Here is a 14,510-nt window from a genome sequence, read left to right on the forward strand (position 1 = left end):
CAGGGGCTTTGAGACTCACCGAGAAGCAAGGCTTGAAGCCGTAAGGCTATGGTTGAATGGCGAGGTTTCGCAAATCAGGGACCACACCGCCATGAGCGCAGGCTGATCGACCCTCCGGGGGTGGTCAAAAAGTCCAGGCCCCCCTCAGCCACGGACCGTGGGGTCCGAACAACGTTAATGCAAACACAGTTTTTTGCCTCCCGCGTGCGCAAACGCGCGCGCGAGAAATCATTACGTTTTTTCGCCTGATACGGGGCTATCTGCAAGTCTATACTTGCGCCTGGGCAGGGAACGCCGGGGGTCATTCGCGTGCATTTTTCCAATTGAAAATATGACCCCTAGTTTTCGATTGGGCTTTCCTCATCCTCATTAGGGACCGTTTCTAGGTCTTTGCAAAGCGCCCGCGCCTGCTCTGCCAATGCAGCCAGCTGCGCAGTGATCTCTGCCAGCGGCACAACCTCAACCCGATCTTCCATTGCATCCCTCCTGCCTGTTCGTCGTCGACGAACGCCGAAGGCTGCGCATTTGTTCCAAGGACACCAACATGAGAGACGATTTCGATCGCGCAACAGAGAGAGCCCAAACCTGCGTGGATTCAATTCTCGAAGAAGGCGTACCGCCTGTCATTGCCGCAGACGCTGTTATAACCCAAGCTCTAGCCGTGTGGGCGGCGGATACCGGACGCCATGAAGACGCGCGTGCATTCCTCCGCTCATGGACCGTAGTGAGGGATGCTTAGATATGGCGCAAGATTTAGAAAAGCTTGTCGTACAGCTCTCAGCCGACATCAAAGGGTTCGACAGAGCGATGAGTCGCGCCGTTGGTGTTACCAATCAGCGTGCGCGTGCCATCGAAAGCCGCTTCTTGTCTATGAACAAGCGCGTCGCGGCGGGATATCAGGGCCTTACCGCGAACGCGGCGAAGGCCTTCGCCCTTATCGGCGGCGCCCAGGGCTTCCGGCAGCTGTCGGACAGCGGAACGCGCATCACCAACTCCCTAAAGGTTGCGGGCCTCGCTGGCGAAGAACTTGAAGGCGTGTATCAGAAGCTGTTTGCGGCTGCCCAGAAGAACGCGGCGCCACTCGAAACATTGGTGCAACTGTACGGCCGCGTATCGCTGGTGCAAAAAGAGCTGGGTGTCTCGTCAGACGAGATCATCAGCCTTTCCAGCAACGTTGCCCTTGCGTTGCGTGCGTCTGGCCAGTCCAGCCAGGAAGCATCCGGCGCACTTTTGCAGCTTTCGCAGGCCCTAGGCGCCGGCGTAGTTCGCGCCGAGGAATTCAATTCAATCCTCGAAGGCGCTCCGACTATCCTGCAGGCCGCTGCCGCTGGCATCAAGCAGGCCGAAGGCTCCGTTGCCAAGCTCCGCAATATCATGCTCGAAGGAAAGCTTTCCTCAAAGGCATTCTTCGACGGCATCAATGCCGGCGCACCGGTCCTTGAGCAGAAAGTTGCCGGTGCCGTTCTGACGGTTGACCGGCGGCTCGAAAATCTCCGGACCGCCCTTACGAACGCCGTCCGCAAATTCAACGATTCCACGCAGGCCGCCAACACGTTCGGCGGCGCGATCGACAACATGGCGAACTTCGTCAACAGCGTCGACATGGATGGTCTGGCTTCTGATATTCAGTACATCATTGACAAGCTGAATACTGGTGCTGATGCCGCACAGAACCTTGGCGTGCAGATCGGTAAACTTAGCGGTCTCGCAAACATTGGCCAGGGCATCATCGGTGCGCTCGACAGCGATGGCGACGGCAAATTGTCAGCGTTCGGCGGTGCTTTGACTGTCGAATCCACTATCAAGGGCAGCCAGAAGCTCGTCGACAACACCCAGAAGCGGCTAGACCTCGAAAAGCAGATTGCTGAGATCAAGGCCAATCCGGCCAACGTTCTCGGCCAAGCTGAAATCAGGCAGCTTGAGGGGCAGATCAAGGCCCTACAAGAAGCGCAGACCAGAACCGCGTCCAGCATCATTCAAGACGTGCTGAATGACAAGCCGCTGAAATATCCCACCAGTGCGCCCTCGATTGTGGGGGGCAGCGGAGAGACCCAAACCGTCAACGGCAAGAAATTCACGCCCGTCGACATCACCGACAAGAAATATCAGGTCACAACCGACAAAGACGGCAAATCCAGCAGGAAGCGAGCCGACGAATATGCGCGCGAAGTCGAGCAGATCACGAAGCGCACCGCGGCGCTAAATGCTGAGACGGCTGCGCAGGCCGGCCTCAATCCTCTCCTGAACGACTACGGGCATTCCATCGAGTTCGCCCGTGCCAAGCAGGAACTCCTGACCGCGGCGCAAGAGGCGGGCGTAAAAATCACGCCTGAACTGACGGCCAGCATCGAGGATCTAGCAGCAGGCTACGCGAACGCTGTCGTCGAGTCCGAGCGGCTTTCCGAAAAGCAGGATGAGATCCGCCAGCGCGCTGAAGAGGCTATGGAAACCGCCAAGGATGTAACGCGAGGCATGATTGACGGCTTCATTGAAGGCGCCAGCGCGGCAGACATTCTGGCCGACAGCCTCAAGAAGATCGGCAACGCCCTTCTCGATGATGTTCTCAACAACATCTTCAAGATCAACAACGCCGGTGGCGGTGGCGGTGGGTTCCTGAGTGGTTTGTTCAGTCTCTTCGGGGGCGGTGGCGGTAGTTTAGGAACGAACTACTTCCCCGCCGCACCAACAGGCAGTCTCTACGCAGACGGTGGCAACACCGGATCTATCTCTTTCTCAAACACTCCGGAGGTCCTCGCGTGAGTGCTATCGCAGCAGTTATCCAGCCCGACGCCGTTCACATCCTGTCCGATGGCGCCTTCTACGACCCTGAGACGGGGATTGTCACCGGCCTTGGATGCAAGGTCAGAAAGATCCCGAACGTCCCTGCAGTCTATTCCAGCCGGGGGGCATCTATCGCCTTCCCCATCTTTGAGAGCATCTGCGAGACCAGTCAGTTTCGCAAGTTTGACGAGGTCGTGGCGGTCCTTCCAGCGTTGCTCAACCTGCATGATTCTTACATGAAGCTGTTTGGCAAGGAAGGGTCAGAAATCGTCGTTGCCGGTTGGTCAGAGAGCCGCAATCGTGGCGAAATCTACGCACGACAGTCGCACAGCGATACTGACCAGCTTGCGCGTGGTGAGTGTTACAAGTGGACCGAAGGTCGGGTTTGCTTCGGCGTTGACTGGGAAGACGTTCCGGATCCACAGTATTTCACGCCTGCGGGTGCAGTCGAAGCGTTCCAGCGGTTCCGCGAGACGCCGCACGATCTGCATTGCGGCGAGCGTGAGGAGCCTAACCTGGGATATTCGGTAGGCGGCGGCGTATACCACTGCGAGGTGACAACGGATGGCGCCAGTGACACATCAAAGGTTCACGAATGGCCTGAAGACGTTGTGGGACAGAAAATTGAGCCATTCAAAACAATGCGATGGCTCACAGGCAAAGAGGCTATGGACGCTGCCCTGACGAGAGTGGGATCAGAAGCCCGGCAAACGAGTGTTGATCACGAACCTCTGCGGTCCATCAAGCACGCCGCCTAGAAACGCCACGTCAACTTCTGTTCCATCTTCCATTCTCAATTTAACGTCGCCGCATTCTTGTATGGCCATGATATCGGGTAGTTCGATACCATGAGCAACACCATCTGCCCCGATTCTATCAGCGCTACGTGAGACAACGACCTTATAGCTGGCGGGGAATTCATTTCCTTTTGCGAGGAATTCTCCCTGGCCCTCTAGGCGCTTCAAGACGATCATACGTTTCTCCCTTGCGTTAACGTGCATAAGCAACCACAAACGCAATTAAGAGTCGAATTGGTCGCAGATTCTATCCACAACGTCATTCGGCTCCCATCAGCTTTTTTTTACAACTCAATGGCTACCGATACGGCAGAGTTGTTTCGCATCCCACAGTATCGCACTTTAAAAGTATGGTTCCGTTTTCTGCGAACGCGCGCATGCCTTCATTGCAACGTGGGCAGGAAGTGCCAGTTTGAGGGGGCACAAATCGCTTTCCACTCTTTTCGTTAGCTTTTCGAGCGGCTGGTTGCGGTTGTGAGCTATTGCTGCGCTGTGAATGCTCGGTTTGCGAACTGCTGGACGGGCCGTTTTCTTTCCTTTTTGCAACAAGAACACCAGCACCAATTGCCAGACCAAGGCTGGCAATAAAGCGAAGAAAAGCGGGTGTCCGATCGACCCCACCATTATGGGAGCAAGCCCCTTGTCTGCCAATCGATGGTGATTTCCATCCTGACTTGCAGGTTGTTGGCCCCATAAACGTGGAGATCGTGATTATTGCCGCGATGAAAGTGAGGATTCCCACACCAAATGGATTCTTTAATATCGCGGCCACCTACTTTCCCCATTCCCAGTCATACGGCGCGGTTTAGTTGCAATTTTCGCTTAACGCAACTACATAAATTGCTCTAAGGCCACCAATGCGCGGTGCCGCCGTCTACCATTGCGGTAGCAAAACCGATGCCGTCGTTTATCAGGTGACTACCATCGTCGTATTTTTGACCGTCAGGTTTCCTAAAAACAGGGTAGTAGCCTTCATCGAGTATCATCTCAAGGATTTTACTACCTATTCCCTGCCTCCTATAGGGGGCTTGGAGTTCCATTCCTGTGACGAGCGCAAGTCGATTTCCATCTCCGTCATCATCGATGTAAGATAGCGAGAAGCCTCCGATCTTTTTTGGAGGTTTCAACACAGTCCAGACTTCGTAGTCGCAGTCGCAATCACTTATTTTGACATTACCTTGGTTTTTCGTCGAAAAAATCACTTTACCTCCGGAATATGAATTGCTCGCAATTCAAGCTCTAGTGTCAATTGGTTGTAAAACTCCTTATCTACACCAATCAATCCGCTGCTTAGTAGGCCATGGCCTTGCCAGCCCCTTAGACATGAGGATTTTGCCAACCTCTCGATCATCGGCAAGGTAGATATTGATCAACGGCCAGCGGCTTGAGGTTCTATCCCTTGCGCCGCTGTCCTCGATACGAGGGCACGCCAGACAGCAGCAGTTTTTTCAATCGGGCTGTCGCTTTCATCGCCAGCAGTCGCTCCGCCTCACACTTGGCGCGGCTGCCCATCTCTGGTGAGTCAACACCAGACTTGAAAGGCACGCCACCGCCAAGCGGCCATCTTCCGCATCGCGTTTGCGGCCAATTCAGCGCGTCCGCCGAGATAGTGCAGGTCCAGTATCGTCTCTACGTCTTTGAGGCTGTGCACGGTGACAGCTGCTATCTCAGGCACAGTGCATCCGGCGAGGTCCATCCTCGTAACTGCAGTCCCTCGTAATTCGTGGAATGTAAAGTCCGCAATCCCGGCCGCCTCGCAAACTTTCCTCCATGATGTGCTGAACCCATGCCTTGTCCATGCGGCGCCGCGACTAATTGTCACGAAACGGGCCGCCGGTGATCCGAAACAGTGTTTCACTATAGGGTAGTCGCAGCAGGATTTTACCATTCTCAGCTATCGCGCCGAGGGCTGCGGCTCGACAAAGAAGGCTTACTCCGCCTTGTTGCCTGTTGCACATGGCATCTGGGCTATCAATCAATCGAACGTTGGCCAGGCCAGCAACCACTATTGTTGTGCCTTCGGGAAGCGCGCCGATCGGCTGAACAACAATAATCCTAACGCCACCCAGCCATACGCCTATTGATGCGATAACTATCACCGCGAGCGCCAATAGTAGTTTCATTCTTGCCCCCCGACCTTGAGGAGCAACATGGTTTAGCCTGGCGGGATGGTCAAGCGGTCCGACCCGCGTGTCCTAGCGAAGAGCTATCCCTTCATGCAGGTTAGTTGCCACTGGTCGCGGAACTCGCCGATTGCTCGATCCTTGCTTTCTTGCATGTTAAAAAACGGGACTTCGTAGGCGTCCATTATCATCTTCCGAAAGCCTGGGCCGACCTTTTCATCGCCCTTGGGTATAACGACGTCCATGGTGCTCTGCAGCGACTTGCCGCCCTGTCTGCGCTCCATGACCTTTTCCGCTATCCTCCCGACAGCGGCGCATTCTTCGTCTGTCTCAGCCAATGCTGCGGTGCTTAACCCGCTCATCGCAGTGAGCAATATCGCAACGGTGCTGATTGTCTTGTTCATAGCCTGCCCCCAATTCAGGGTAGCAAGATGATCGAGGGCTGTGGTCCGGTCAAGCCCGCCGCTAGATTGGTTTATGGACAACCGCACCACGTTCGGCGTCTGGATCGCCACCAAGGCGTATGCGCACACCACCTGGTTCAATGAACTCGGCAAAACGCCATTTGCCAGGCTCGATCTCTTCGCCAATTTCTAGCGCCGTCTGAAGAAGGTGGACCGTGGAAGTCTTCGCGTCTGAACCGTTCTCAATCCGCGTGACTGTGTTGGCGGTAATACCCGCTTTTTCAGCCAGGTCTCGCACGCCCCAACCAAGCCCGACGCGAGCCATTTTTAGCTGAGTTGCATTCATTTTTGGTACCCTGTACAATTACATGTTGACACGGTTAATTTCGTGTGGCTTCATGTGTACACAGTACAAATGCAACGCCACAAAAGCAACAAGGAACGGCCGATATGGTTAGCGAATCCTCAACAGACGTAGTTAACGAATCATTCGTTTCACGCATGACCCGCCTCTACGTCGAGCTCAACACGATCGGCGAGCGCGTCGGCGAGATGCCTGATGACGCAATGGATTGCATCACCGAGGCGGCGAGCATTGTCAGGCAGGCAGTCATCAAGGCGCCTGTAAAAAGCGAAAGCGACATCGCGTGTAAGTTTCGCTTCGCTGCCATTCTGGTCGAAAACCCTCACGGCGTCCTCTACGACGAGGAGGAAGCGGCAGCGATCGCGGTTCGCGAGCTATTCAAGTTCCGTGAGGAGCAGTGGGCCGAATTGCGCCGGGAGGCACGGTCATGATCACCCCAATCAGGACATACGCAGAGTCACGCGAGCTTGTGCGCGCAATGACAACATTCACCGATGGCATGCCTGCAAGGTTCGTCGTCAAGGTGGGTCCGGGCGACATCCGCACCATCGGCGCGTTCGAACCTGAGAACCGCATTTTCCCACTATCCGCTCAGGGTGAGATCGTGGGTGTTGTGACGGAATGGAATCTGACCCTGTTCGTCATGTACGGAGAGGTCAGTGTGGCCTGACAAGAAGTTTCCCAGCTGGCCTTATGACATGCAAGGCCAGCCACCTTGCCGGTGGCGCTCTGTAGCTGCCCCGGCCTTTTATTCCGAATGCCACCACAGCGCCAAGAATGGTCGTAGGATTCACCACCCTGCGAGCCTCGTTTATTGCTTGTCGCTAGTCATGTTCTTTTTCGAACGCAACCGCATCCTCTGTTTGAATTTCCCCTCCGATTCAATCGAGTGGGCGGAGTTTAGGTACAATTCGAGGTCGGATAGATCCTCGAAAGTGTCTTCGATCTGCTGATTGTTCGGAAACCACTCAATCAACTCGAGAAGATACTGCAACACGACCGTGCGCTCTTGATCAGAAAGTTCATCTTTCCGCTTCTGGTCGAGCTGCTTGACGACCGAAAGAATTTCTACTCGAGGATAAAGACCTATCCTTATCAGCCTGAATGCCGCTGATAGAGAGTATATGGAATGCGAAATAGTAATCGCGATTATGATATGGGGGGTGAGCCACCATAAGTAATCAGAACGCAAACCAGTTCCTGCCGCGGCTAAGCTCATAACACCTGCGTATGCAGCGATTGTGGCAACGTGGCGCAAAACGTCTAGGTGCACGACCCCTCGATGAACCAAGTCCATCTCGGTGGTGAGCCGGCTTAACCGCTTAATCACCCACTTCTTTCGGCGGAGTGTAAACGAAGCACCGTACCGCCTAGTGATCCTTTCCCTCACAGGAAAGAAAAGAATCGCAAGAATGGCCGTGGTGATTGCTGTCTTGAGGTTATCTGAGAACGCCCACTGGATCGATTCCCAAAGAAACTGGATCAAATTCGGTCCCCAACCATAGCGCCCGCGGGATAAGAACACCTCGCCAAGTTATGACAAGCGGCAAAATAAGACAAATTATGCAATGAAAACAAGGGTTATGGCGGAGAGGATGGGATTCGAACCCACGATACGCTTTTGACGTATACTCCCTTAGCAGGGGAGCGCCTTCGACCACTCGGCCACCTCTCCGGTGCGGCCTGATTATTGCTTTAAAAAAATGAATGCAAGGGTTTTTCGCCAAGAAGCCGAAAAACCTGTTGGCCGAACACCCGCCAGCGAAACTTTGCGGGCCATTGGGGAACTTCTTCTCTTCCGGCACGTTCTGGCTTCGGTAACAAAAAGAGGTGTTCTAATGGCTCAGACCAAACTGAATGTTGTCGAAGATACGATCGAAAACCAGATTGCGGAGTTGCGTTCGCAGATTTCGTCTCTCTCCAAGTCCGTTTCCGCTCGTGCGGAAGGCGTTGGTGAAGATGCATCCGAATTTCTGGATGAGGCTCGTGGCCGCGTTCGCAAGGCGGCAAGCAATGTGCGCGCCCAGGGCCAGAACGTTGTGGAAGCAGTCAAGGAAAACCCCGGCACTGCAACCTCACTGCTGACGATCGTCGGCGCACTCGGCTTTGCGATCGGTTATGCGGTCGGCGCTGGTACGCAGCAGAGTTCTTCGAACAGCAGCCTTTATCGCTGGCGCTGATTGCCGCATTAGAGGCTAGAATTCAGGCAAGGCGGGATACGTTCCGCCTTGCCTGTTTGCATTTATTTCAGAGAATTGACGAACAGGGGGCGGAAATGGTGTTCAGCAGCGATCTTGAAGAAGCATTGTCGGATTTCGCGAGAGATCACGGCATTGACAGGGATGAGGCTATCCAGCGCATCGTCCGCGCCGCACTCATCAATAACGGTTATCTCGCTTCCGGCGAAGAAGGCATTCCGCCGGAAAAGCTGAACGCCAGCAACGATGACTAAGACTTAATATCCGGATTTGGATGGCGCAGGCGCTGCCCCGCCCTTGTAGCGGCTGGAAAGCGCACGCAGTGTATTGGAAAACTCCGTAACATCGGCGCCAACAGCCACGAAAGATGCGCCGAGTTCCAGATAACGGCGATTGAAGGTCTCGTTGAAGGTAAGAATGCCCGCAGCTTTGCCGGCCGCGACGATCTTGACGATCGCTGCCTCGATTACGGCCTGCACTTCCCGCTCGTCCAGCCTGCCGAGATAGCCCATATCCGCAGCAAGATCGGCCGGGCCGATGAAGATGCCGTCCACGCCTTCCACCGCAAGAATATTGTCGAGATCATTGATCGCGGCGCGCGTTTCCGCCTGCACCAGCAGGCACACGCTGTCGGACGCACTGTCGGCATAATCGGTTATGGTGTTAAAGGCTGAGGCGCGGGCAACCGCCGCCCCCATGCCGCGAATACCGCGCGGCGGATAGTGCATCGCGCTGACCAAAGCTTCAGCCTGCGCCGCCGAATCGACCATGGGCACCAGAAGCGTGCGGGCGCCTGCGTCAAGCAGCTGCTTGATCATCCAGCTTTCGCCAACAGGCACACGCACCACCGGTTCGGCGGGCGATGTGGCGAGAGCGCGCAATTGGTCGATGATGCTGCGAAGATCGTTCGGGCCATGTTCACCATCGATGACCAGCCAGTCGAAACCCGCTGTTCCGGCAATTTCCGCCGTGATGGCCTCACCCATATCGAGCCAGAGGCCGATTTGCGGACTACCAGCGTGGATGGCTGTTTTGAAACGATTTTCGGGAGCGGGCATGATGTCCTCAGGAAAGCAGTAATTTCAGATCGGCGGACGGGTCCGCCAGGATGGCGCGATCCGGCTCAGCGCCGGTATCGAGCAGTTTTTTGCCAGAAACATAAGCCTTGGCATCGTTGACGGCATCAACCGCCACGAATCGCCCGTCGCGGAAATACCAGACTGACCAGCTGCCTTCGCGCGCGCCGGGCCGCAGCACCGTCTCGTCATAACCGAGGTTGAAGCCGGCGATCTGCAGCTTTACCTCGTATTGATCCGACCAGAACCAGGGTTTGGCATCATAGGCGACTTCAGCGCCTGCCAGTACGTGAGCGGCGGCCTCGGCCTGATCAACCGCGTTCTGGACTGATTCGAGACGCACAAGCTGGCCCCGCCACGGCAGCAACGCGCAATCGCCCACCGCGTGGATATCCTTGTCCGAGCTGCGGGTGTGTTCATCCACCACGATGCCATTGCCGACATCGAGGCCCGATTCGCGGGCAAGGCGATCGTTCGGGGTTACGCCAATGCCGACAATGACGAAATCCACGTCAAGCACCGAACCATCGGAAAGCTCGGCAGCGGCCACCCGGGCATCCATGCCGACGAGCCGCACGAGGCCGGTCTTTTCGCGGATGGAGACGCCGTGCTCCTGATGGATGCCGCGCATGATATCGGCGGTTTCCTTTGCCGCCACGCGCTGGAGAATGCGGTCGGCCATTTCGATCAGCGTGACCTCGAGACCGAGCTTGCGGGCGACGGCTGCCGCTTCCAGACCGATATAACCACCGCCAATAACCAGCAGCCTGCGGCCGGGTTTCATTTCCTCAAACAGCCGGTCAGCATCGCGCTTGTCGCGGACGGTCAGAACCCCTTCGAGATCGCCGCCGATGCTGGCGGGCAGCTCGCGTGGTGCAGCACCGGTCGCCAGTACCAGCTTATCGTAGGAAAGCGTGCTGCCATCCTGCATGCGAACGGATTTGGCAGCGCGGTCTATCTCCTCCACGAAGGTGGAGAGCCGGATATCGACATTGTTTTCCGCGTACCACTCCTCAGGGCGGAACATCAGCCGGTCGAAGCTCATCTCACCTAAAAGGTATTTTTTCGACAGTGGCGGCCGTTGATAAGGATAGGCATCCTCCGAGCCGATGATGGTGATGGGGCGCTCATCCTTCAGCGCCCTGAGCTTTGCCGCCAGCGCGAAAGCGGCCTGCCCCGCCCCGACGATTACCAGCCTTCCCGCCACATTCCACTCCCAGAACAATCGCCAATGGGCAGATTTGCCGCACCCTGCGAAGCCATATTCCGGGATCAGGCGTAACGCCAAGTACGGCCCGCGTCAACAGTACAGCGCCACCAGCCCGGTGCAAGCATGACACATTATCACCCCAGACTGCGACACCCTTGCAACCGGAAGGAGCCGGATGCATTTCCTCAAGGGAAACATCGGCTTCCGACAGGCGGTCTGGCCCATGTCGAGACGCACAACAGACAATTGCGCGGATTTCCTTCACGCACTGGCAAGGAAGCCGCGTTAAAATCGGCATCAGGAAAAGGCAATCCGGGAGGTTGTCATGGCTTTACATATTGATCACCGTCAAAGCGTCCCGCAGGACGAGCAATACGAGAAGTTTCAGATCGACCGGCCCGGAAAGATCACCTTCATCGGGCATCACCTCAGCGCCAAGGATACCATGCGCTGCCTGGTGCGCAGCATCTCGCTTTATGGCGCAGAGATCGAGGTCAGCCCGCATCTGGAGATGCCCACCAATTTCTATCTGGAAATTCTCGGCATTCGCGATGAGATCGGCTGCAACCTGATCCGCAGGGAAGAGGAAAATGTCACCATCGGATTCAACATGTTGATCGACGCGGAATTCCTGCACCATGTGCGCAGGCTGAGTTTCGAGACCAGCGTCTGAGCCGCATCGACCGATTAGCGGCCGAGTTTTTCTCTCACGGCGCGACGGTGGAAAAAACTGTTCCAAAACAGGCATCCGGCAACCGGGCGCGACTTGCGTCCGGTTTTTTTGCACCTATTGTGTGCCGGGTTTTCAAACAGGTACTGGAAATCTCAGCCAATGTCCGCTTTCTCACGTCTTACGCCGCTAGCCGTCTCTCTTCCTTCAACCGTTCCCTTCGTCGGCCCGGAAGCCATCGAGCGGGGCCGCGGCCTGAAGGTGGAAGCGCGGATAGGCGCCAATGAAAGCGGGTTCGGCCCTGCCCCATCCGTGCTTATGGCCATGCGGGATGCGGCGGCCGAGACCTGGATGTACAGCGATCCGGAAAATTTCGAACTGAAGGAAGCACTCGCCATCCACCACGGCGTTTCGCGTGGCAATATCGCCATTGGCGGCGGTGTCGATGGTTTGCTGGGTGAGATCGCCAGGCTAATCGTTGAGCCGGGAACGCCGGTGGTCACCTCGCTCGGCGGTTATCCTACCTTCAACTACCATGTGAACGGCTTTGGCGGAAAACTCGTGACCACGCCATATGTCGACGATCACGAGAACCTCGACGGGCTTCTCGATCTCGTCATCCGGGAAAATGCACCGCTGGTCTATTTCGCCAATCCCGACAATCCGATGGGAAGCTGGTGGGAGGCAAGCGAGGTCGTGGCCTTTGCCCGTGCGCTGCCGGAAACCTGCCTGCTCATTCTGGACGAGGCCTATTGCGAGACCGCACCTGCCAGCGCCGTGCCAAGCATCGACGCCCTTATCGGCCAGCCGAACATCCTGCGCATGCGGACTTTCTCGAAAGCCTATGGGCTTGCCGGCGCCCGCGTGGGGTATGCCATCGGCACGCTCGGCAATGTCGAAGCCTTCGACAAGATCCGCAATCATTTCGGCATGGCACGCGTTTCGGTCGCCGGCGCATTGGCGGCGCTGAAGGATCAGGCCTATCTGCATGACGTCGTTGGAAAAATTGCGGTGGCTCGAGATCGCATTTCCGCGATTGCCCGCAATAACGGCCTCTCGCCCCTGCCGTCGGCAACCAATTTCGTCACCATCGATTGCCAGCGCGACGGCACTTACGCCCGCGCCATCGTCGACGGCTTGATGGAACATGGCGTGTTCATCCGCATGCCGGGCGTGGCGCCGCTCAACCGCTGCATTCGTGTGAGTGTGGGACCTGATGACAAGCTTGATCTTTTTGAACAGGCATTGCCGAAGGTCATCAAGGCGCTGGGTTGAGGTTTCGCGTGCCTTCTCATTCCTGTTCTTGTCACAGGAATCCAGCCAGCCCAAGTCCTTGGGCTGAAAGGAATCTTTCGCCATACGGACGTCTGCCGGCCAGATTCCTGTGAGAAGCAAAGGGATGAGGGTGGCGAGCCAGGCGGCATATGGTGCGATCGACCATTGCGTGCATCGATTCAACATCCTCTGACAAACCACTGTTCGCGAATCGTTTTCCATCAACCGACATCGCCAGACATAAGAAAACCGCGCCGGCCTTGTTCCTGCCGGTCGCGGTTTGATGTGTCAGCGCAAAAGCTCCTTTTCAAAGCCCTCGCCGCATTCCCCTTCGGGTTTACTTTCGTTTGTACCGGTCATCGGGACTGGAGGGAACCGGACCGGAAATTCTGTCGCGGATAAGGTGCGTCAGTGCATCGTCATCCAGTCGCGTGCGGCACGCAGCGCTTCGGCCAGTTCCGCCTTGGTCATGTTGCGAGCAAGATCTGCTCGCAGCGAAGCGGCTCTTTCCGATCCGCGGATCGCGGCGATGTTGAGCCATTTGTGGGCCGCGACCAGATCCACCTTGCATCCCCGGCCGGTCGCATAGACCAGGCCGAGATTGCAAAGGGTGTCGGCGCGGGTTTCGCCACCGGCAACTGCCATTTCGATATCGCGAATTTCAAAGCGTGCCATCGTTTTAATCCCTGTCTTCTCGCCTGTTTCATCAATTGCCTTCTTGTCGAGGCTAACCTTTGGAACTGCCGTCTTTTGCGGCTTTTTTGTTCTTCCGGCCGGCAGGTTTTCCCTGCGCTTTTGATGACCCCAATATGTCATGAGGCTTTCAACGGGCGCTTAAAAGGCATGATTAATGGGCCGCAAACAAACTGCAAACGATTGGTAAAATTGGGTTTTTGTTAAATATCACGAGGTGCGGAAATTAAGGACTTTCGAGCGAATTTTACGAAAACTTTAGAATTGGATTTCAACCCTTCATTCACCACGATCCAAACAACGGTTTTTCGAATTGCCCCTCTCCCACTCTCCTGACCGACGCAAATGCCGTCTCGCAGCTGGAATTTTCTGTTTCCTTTTACGTGAACGTCAAATACTATCCGCATGCCCGTGCGGAGGACGAAACGGGCAAAGAAAGCGCGACATGGACGGAGGAGTTTTTATGAAGCGTGTGATGATGATTGCCGCAGGCCTGCTGATCGGCAGCAACCTTGCTTTTGCTGCTGAGCCCATTGAAGGCAACTGGAAGACGGCGAGCGGCGAGACAGCCGTAATCGGCCCCTGCGGCGCAGCTTTCTGCGTGACGCTGAAGACAGGCAAACATGCGGGAAAACAGATCGGCAAGCTTTCCGGCAAGGGAAACAGCTATTCGGGCGATATTACCGATCCCGCCAATGACAAGACCTATAGCGGCTCCGGCACCGTTTCCGGCAATTCGCTGAGCATGAAGGGCTGCGTGCTGAAAATCCTGTGCAAATCCCAGACCTGGACGCGGTTGTGAGATAAGATGCGGCGGACAGGCTTGTAACAGCCTGTCGGTCGTCGCAGACGGACGTCATGTGTAACGCATATATCCGCTGATGTATCGTCGCGGCCCGAACGAACACTCTTAAGAGCG

20 protein-coding genes and 1 tRNA gene are annotated in these 14,510 nt (G+C 56.0%); 9 read left to right on the forward strand and 12 right to left on the reverse strand.

What is annotated here, in order from left to right:
- Window positions 1-338: 338 nt before the first annotated feature.
- On the reverse strand, window positions 339-476 hold the full coding sequence (locus ACQZ5Y_RS01030; protein ID WP_174049296.1) for a hypothetical protein: 138 nt from the start codon (window positions 474-476) through the stop codon (window positions 339-341).
- A 265-nt stretch (window positions 477-741) separates the two neighbouring features.
- Here ACQZ5Y_RS01030 and ACQZ5Y_RS01035 point away from each other — a divergent pair, with 265 nt between their 5' ends.
- Window positions 742-2,760 carry a tape measure protein gene (locus ACQZ5Y_RS01035; protein WP_174049295.1) on the forward strand — a complete coding sequence of 673 codons (2,019 nt, stop codon included), beginning with the start codon at window positions 742-744 and terminating at the stop codon, window positions 2,758-2,760.
- Window positions 2,757-3,539, forward strand: a complete 783-nt coding sequence (locus tag ACQZ5Y_RS01040) for a hypothetical protein (protein ID WP_174049294.1) — start codon at window positions 2,757-2,759, stop codon at window positions 3,537-3,539. The genes ACQZ5Y_RS01035 and ACQZ5Y_RS01040 overlap by 4 nt, the downstream gene beginning before the upstream one ends.
- Here the strand turns inward: ACQZ5Y_RS01040 and ACQZ5Y_RS01045 are convergent.
- The 6 genes from ACQZ5Y_RS01045 to ACQZ5Y_RS01070 form a co-directional block, all read right to left on the reverse strand.
- On the reverse strand, window positions 3,477-3,755 hold the full coding sequence (locus ACQZ5Y_RS01045) for a hypothetical protein (protein ID WP_149909740.1): 279 nt from the start codon (window positions 3,753-3,755) through the stop codon (window positions 3,477-3,479). The two genes, ACQZ5Y_RS01040 and ACQZ5Y_RS01045, sit on opposite strands and share 63 nt — an antisense overlap.
- A gap of 165 nt (window positions 3,756-3,920) precedes the next feature.
- Entirely contained in the window at window positions 3,921-4,229 is a 309-nt protein-coding gene (locus ACQZ5Y_RS01050; RefSeq protein WP_149909739.1) for a hypothetical protein, read from the reverse strand.
- A gap of 194 nt (window positions 4,230-4,423) precedes the next feature.
- The gene (locus ACQZ5Y_RS01055; protein ID WP_174049293.1) at window positions 4,424-4,780 is read right to left on the reverse strand and encodes a GNAT family N-acetyltransferase; all 357 of its coding nucleotides are present in this window, start codon (window positions 4,778-4,780) and stop codon (window positions 4,424-4,426) included.
- Between the two features lie 609 nt (window positions 4,781-5,389).
- Window positions 5,390-5,701, reverse strand: a complete 312-nt coding sequence (locus ACQZ5Y_RS01060) for a hypothetical protein (RefSeq protein WP_149909736.1) — start codon at window positions 5,699-5,701, stop codon at window positions 5,390-5,392.
- Between the two features lie 83 nt (window positions 5,702-5,784).
- A complete protein-coding gene (locus ACQZ5Y_RS01065; protein ID WP_149909735.1) occupies window positions 5,785-6,105 on the reverse strand; it encodes a hypothetical protein in 321 nt (106 codons plus the stop codon).
- A gap of 61 nt (window positions 6,106-6,166) precedes the next feature.
- Window positions 6,167-6,451 carry a helix-turn-helix domain-containing protein gene (locus ACQZ5Y_RS01070; protein WP_149909734.1) on the reverse strand — a complete coding sequence of 95 codons (285 nt, stop codon included), beginning with the start codon at window positions 6,449-6,451 and terminating at the stop codon, window positions 6,167-6,169.
- 104 nt (window positions 6,452-6,555) lie between these two features.
- Between ACQZ5Y_RS01070 and ACQZ5Y_RS01075 the strand changes: the two genes are divergently transcribed.
- Together ACQZ5Y_RS01075 and ACQZ5Y_RS01080 are read left to right on the forward strand one after the other, a co-directional pair.
- A complete protein-coding gene (locus tag ACQZ5Y_RS01075) occupies window positions 6,556-6,900 on the forward strand; it encodes a hypothetical protein (RefSeq protein ID WP_149909733.1) in 345 nt (114 codons plus the stop codon).
- A 47-nt stretch (window positions 6,901-6,947) separates the two neighbouring features.
- Window positions 6,948-7,139 carry a hypothetical protein gene (locus ACQZ5Y_RS01080; RefSeq protein ID WP_174049292.1) on the forward strand — a complete coding sequence of 64 codons (192 nt, stop codon included), beginning with the start codon at window positions 6,948-6,950 and terminating at the stop codon, window positions 7,137-7,139.
- A 141-nt stretch (window positions 7,140-7,280) separates the two neighbouring features.
- Here ACQZ5Y_RS01080 and ACQZ5Y_RS01085 read toward each other — a convergent pair whose 3' ends face one another.
- Entirely contained in the window at window positions 7,281-7,955 is a 675-nt protein-coding gene (locus ACQZ5Y_RS01085) for a hypothetical protein (protein WP_174049291.1), read from the reverse strand.
- A gap of 98 nt (window positions 7,956-8,053) precedes the next feature.
- Window positions 8,054-8,144: transfer RNA gene (locus tag ACQZ5Y_RS01090), tRNA-Ser, on the reverse strand.
- A gap of 163 nt (window positions 8,145-8,307) precedes the next feature.
- Here ACQZ5Y_RS01090 and ACQZ5Y_RS01095 point away from each other — a divergent pair.
- Together ACQZ5Y_RS01095 and ACQZ5Y_RS01100 are read left to right on the forward strand one after the other, a co-directional pair.
- Window positions 8,308-8,649, forward strand: a complete 342-nt coding sequence (locus ACQZ5Y_RS01095) for a hypothetical protein (RefSeq protein ID WP_003512218.1) — start codon at window positions 8,308-8,310, stop codon at window positions 8,647-8,649.
- Between the two features lie 95 nt (window positions 8,650-8,744).
- Entirely contained in the window at window positions 8,745-8,921 is a 177-nt protein-coding gene (locus ACQZ5Y_RS01100; RefSeq protein WP_013635788.1) for a hypothetical protein, read from the forward strand.
- A 3-nt stretch (window positions 8,922-8,924) separates the two neighbouring features.
- Here the strand turns inward: ACQZ5Y_RS01100 and ACQZ5Y_RS01105 are convergent, their stop codons facing one another.
- On the reverse strand, window positions 8,925-9,725 hold the full coding sequence (locus ACQZ5Y_RS01105; RefSeq protein WP_174049290.1) for an aldolase/citrate lyase family protein: 801 nt from the start codon (window positions 9,723-9,725) through the stop codon (window positions 8,925-8,927).
- A gap of 7 nt (window positions 9,726-9,732) precedes the next feature.
- Window positions 9,733-10,950, reverse strand: a complete 1,218-nt coding sequence (locus ACQZ5Y_RS01110) for an NAD(P)/FAD-dependent oxidoreductase (protein WP_121556947.1) — start codon at window positions 10,948-10,950, stop codon at window positions 9,733-9,735.
- A gap of 328 nt (window positions 10,951-11,278) precedes the next feature.
- On the opposite strand from ACQZ5Y_RS01110, the gene ACQZ5Y_RS01115 reads away from it, so the two are divergent.
- A complete protein-coding gene (locus ACQZ5Y_RS01115; protein ID WP_065658111.1) occupies window positions 11,279-11,626 on the forward strand; it encodes a hypothetical protein in 348 nt (115 codons plus the stop codon).
- A gap of 159 nt (window positions 11,627-11,785) precedes the next feature.
- Window positions 11,786-12,898, forward strand: coding sequence for a pyridoxal phosphate-dependent aminotransferase (locus tag ACQZ5Y_RS01120; RefSeq protein WP_111783198.1), 1,113 nt, complete (start codon window positions 11,786-11,788; stop codon window positions 12,896-12,898).
- A gap of 408 nt (window positions 12,899-13,306) precedes the next feature.
- On the opposite strand, the gene ACQZ5Y_RS01125 is transcribed toward ACQZ5Y_RS01120, so the two are convergent.
- On the reverse strand, window positions 13,307-13,573 hold the full coding sequence (locus ACQZ5Y_RS01125) for an SEL1-like repeat protein (protein WP_003496982.1): 267 nt from the start codon (window positions 13,571-13,573) through the stop codon (window positions 13,307-13,309).
- A 481-nt stretch (window positions 13,574-14,054) separates the two neighbouring features.
- On the opposite strand from ACQZ5Y_RS01125, the gene ACQZ5Y_RS01130 reads away from it, so the two are divergent.
- Window positions 14,055-14,393: a DUF2147 domain-containing protein gene (locus ACQZ5Y_RS01130; protein ID WP_013635782.1), complete on the forward strand. Its 339-nt coding sequence runs from the start codon at window positions 14,055-14,057 to the stop codon at window positions 14,391-14,393.
- Window positions 14,394-14,510 lie beyond the last annotated feature (117 nt).

This window comes from Agrobacterium sp. A3-95, from assembly GCF_053521785.1.

Bases quoted from the DNA above. Each gene is read 5' to 3' on its own strand.
- ACQZ5Y_RS01030 (WP_174049296.1), bottom strand. From the start codon at position 476: ATGGAAGATCGGGTTGAGGTTGTGCCGCTGGCAGAGATCACTGCGCAG.
- ACQZ5Y_RS01035 (WP_174049295.1), top strand. From the start codon at position 742: ATGGCGCAAGATTTAGAAAAGCTTGTCGTACAGCTCTCAGCCGACATC.
- ACQZ5Y_RS01045 (WP_149909740.1), bottom strand. From the start codon at position 3,755: ATGATCGTCTTGAAGCGCCTAGAGGGCCAGGGAGAATTCCTCGCAAAA.
- ACQZ5Y_RS01060 (WP_149909736.1), bottom strand. From the start codon at position 5,701: ATGAAACTACTATTGGCGCTCGCGGTGATAGTTATCGCATCAATAGGC.
- ACQZ5Y_RS01065 (WP_149909735.1), bottom strand. From the start codon at position 6,105: ATGAACAAGACAATCAGCACCGTTGCGATATTGCTCACTGCGATGAGC.
- ACQZ5Y_RS01070 (WP_149909734.1), bottom strand. From the start codon at position 6,451: ATGAATGCAACTCAGCTAAAAATGGCTCGCGTCGGGCTTGGTTGGGGC.
- ACQZ5Y_RS01075 (WP_149909733.1), top strand. From the start codon at position 6,556: ATGGTTAGCGAATCCTCAACAGACGTAGTTAACGAATCATTCGTTTCA.
- ACQZ5Y_RS01080 (WP_174049292.1), top strand. From the start codon at position 6,948: ATGACAACATTCACCGATGGCATGCCTGCAAGGTTCGTCGTCAAGGTG.
- ACQZ5Y_RS01095 (WP_003512218.1), top strand. From the start codon at position 8,308: ATGGCTCAGACCAAACTGAATGTTGTCGAAGATACGATCGAAAACCAG.
- ACQZ5Y_RS01100 (WP_013635788.1), top strand. From the start codon at position 8,745: ATGGTGTTCAGCAGCGATCTTGAAGAAGCATTGTCGGATTTCGCGAGA.
- ACQZ5Y_RS01105 (WP_174049290.1), bottom strand. From the start codon at position 9,725: ATGCCCGCTCCCGAAAATCGTTTCAAAACAGCCATCCACGCTGGTAGT.
- ACQZ5Y_RS01115 (WP_065658111.1), top strand. From the start codon at position 11,279: ATGGCTTTACATATTGATCACCGTCAAAGCGTCCCGCAGGACGAGCAA.
- ACQZ5Y_RS01120 (WP_111783198.1), top strand. From the start codon at position 11,786: ATGTCCGCTTTCTCACGTCTTACGCCGCTAGCCGTCTCTCTTCCTTCA.
- ACQZ5Y_RS01125 (WP_003496982.1), bottom strand. From the start codon at position 13,573: ATGGCACGCTTTGAAATTCGCGATATCGAAATGGCAGTTGCCGGTGGC.
- ACQZ5Y_RS01130 (WP_013635782.1), top strand. From the start codon at position 14,055: ATGAAGCGTGTGATGATGATTGCCGCAGGCCTGCTGATCGGCAGCAAC.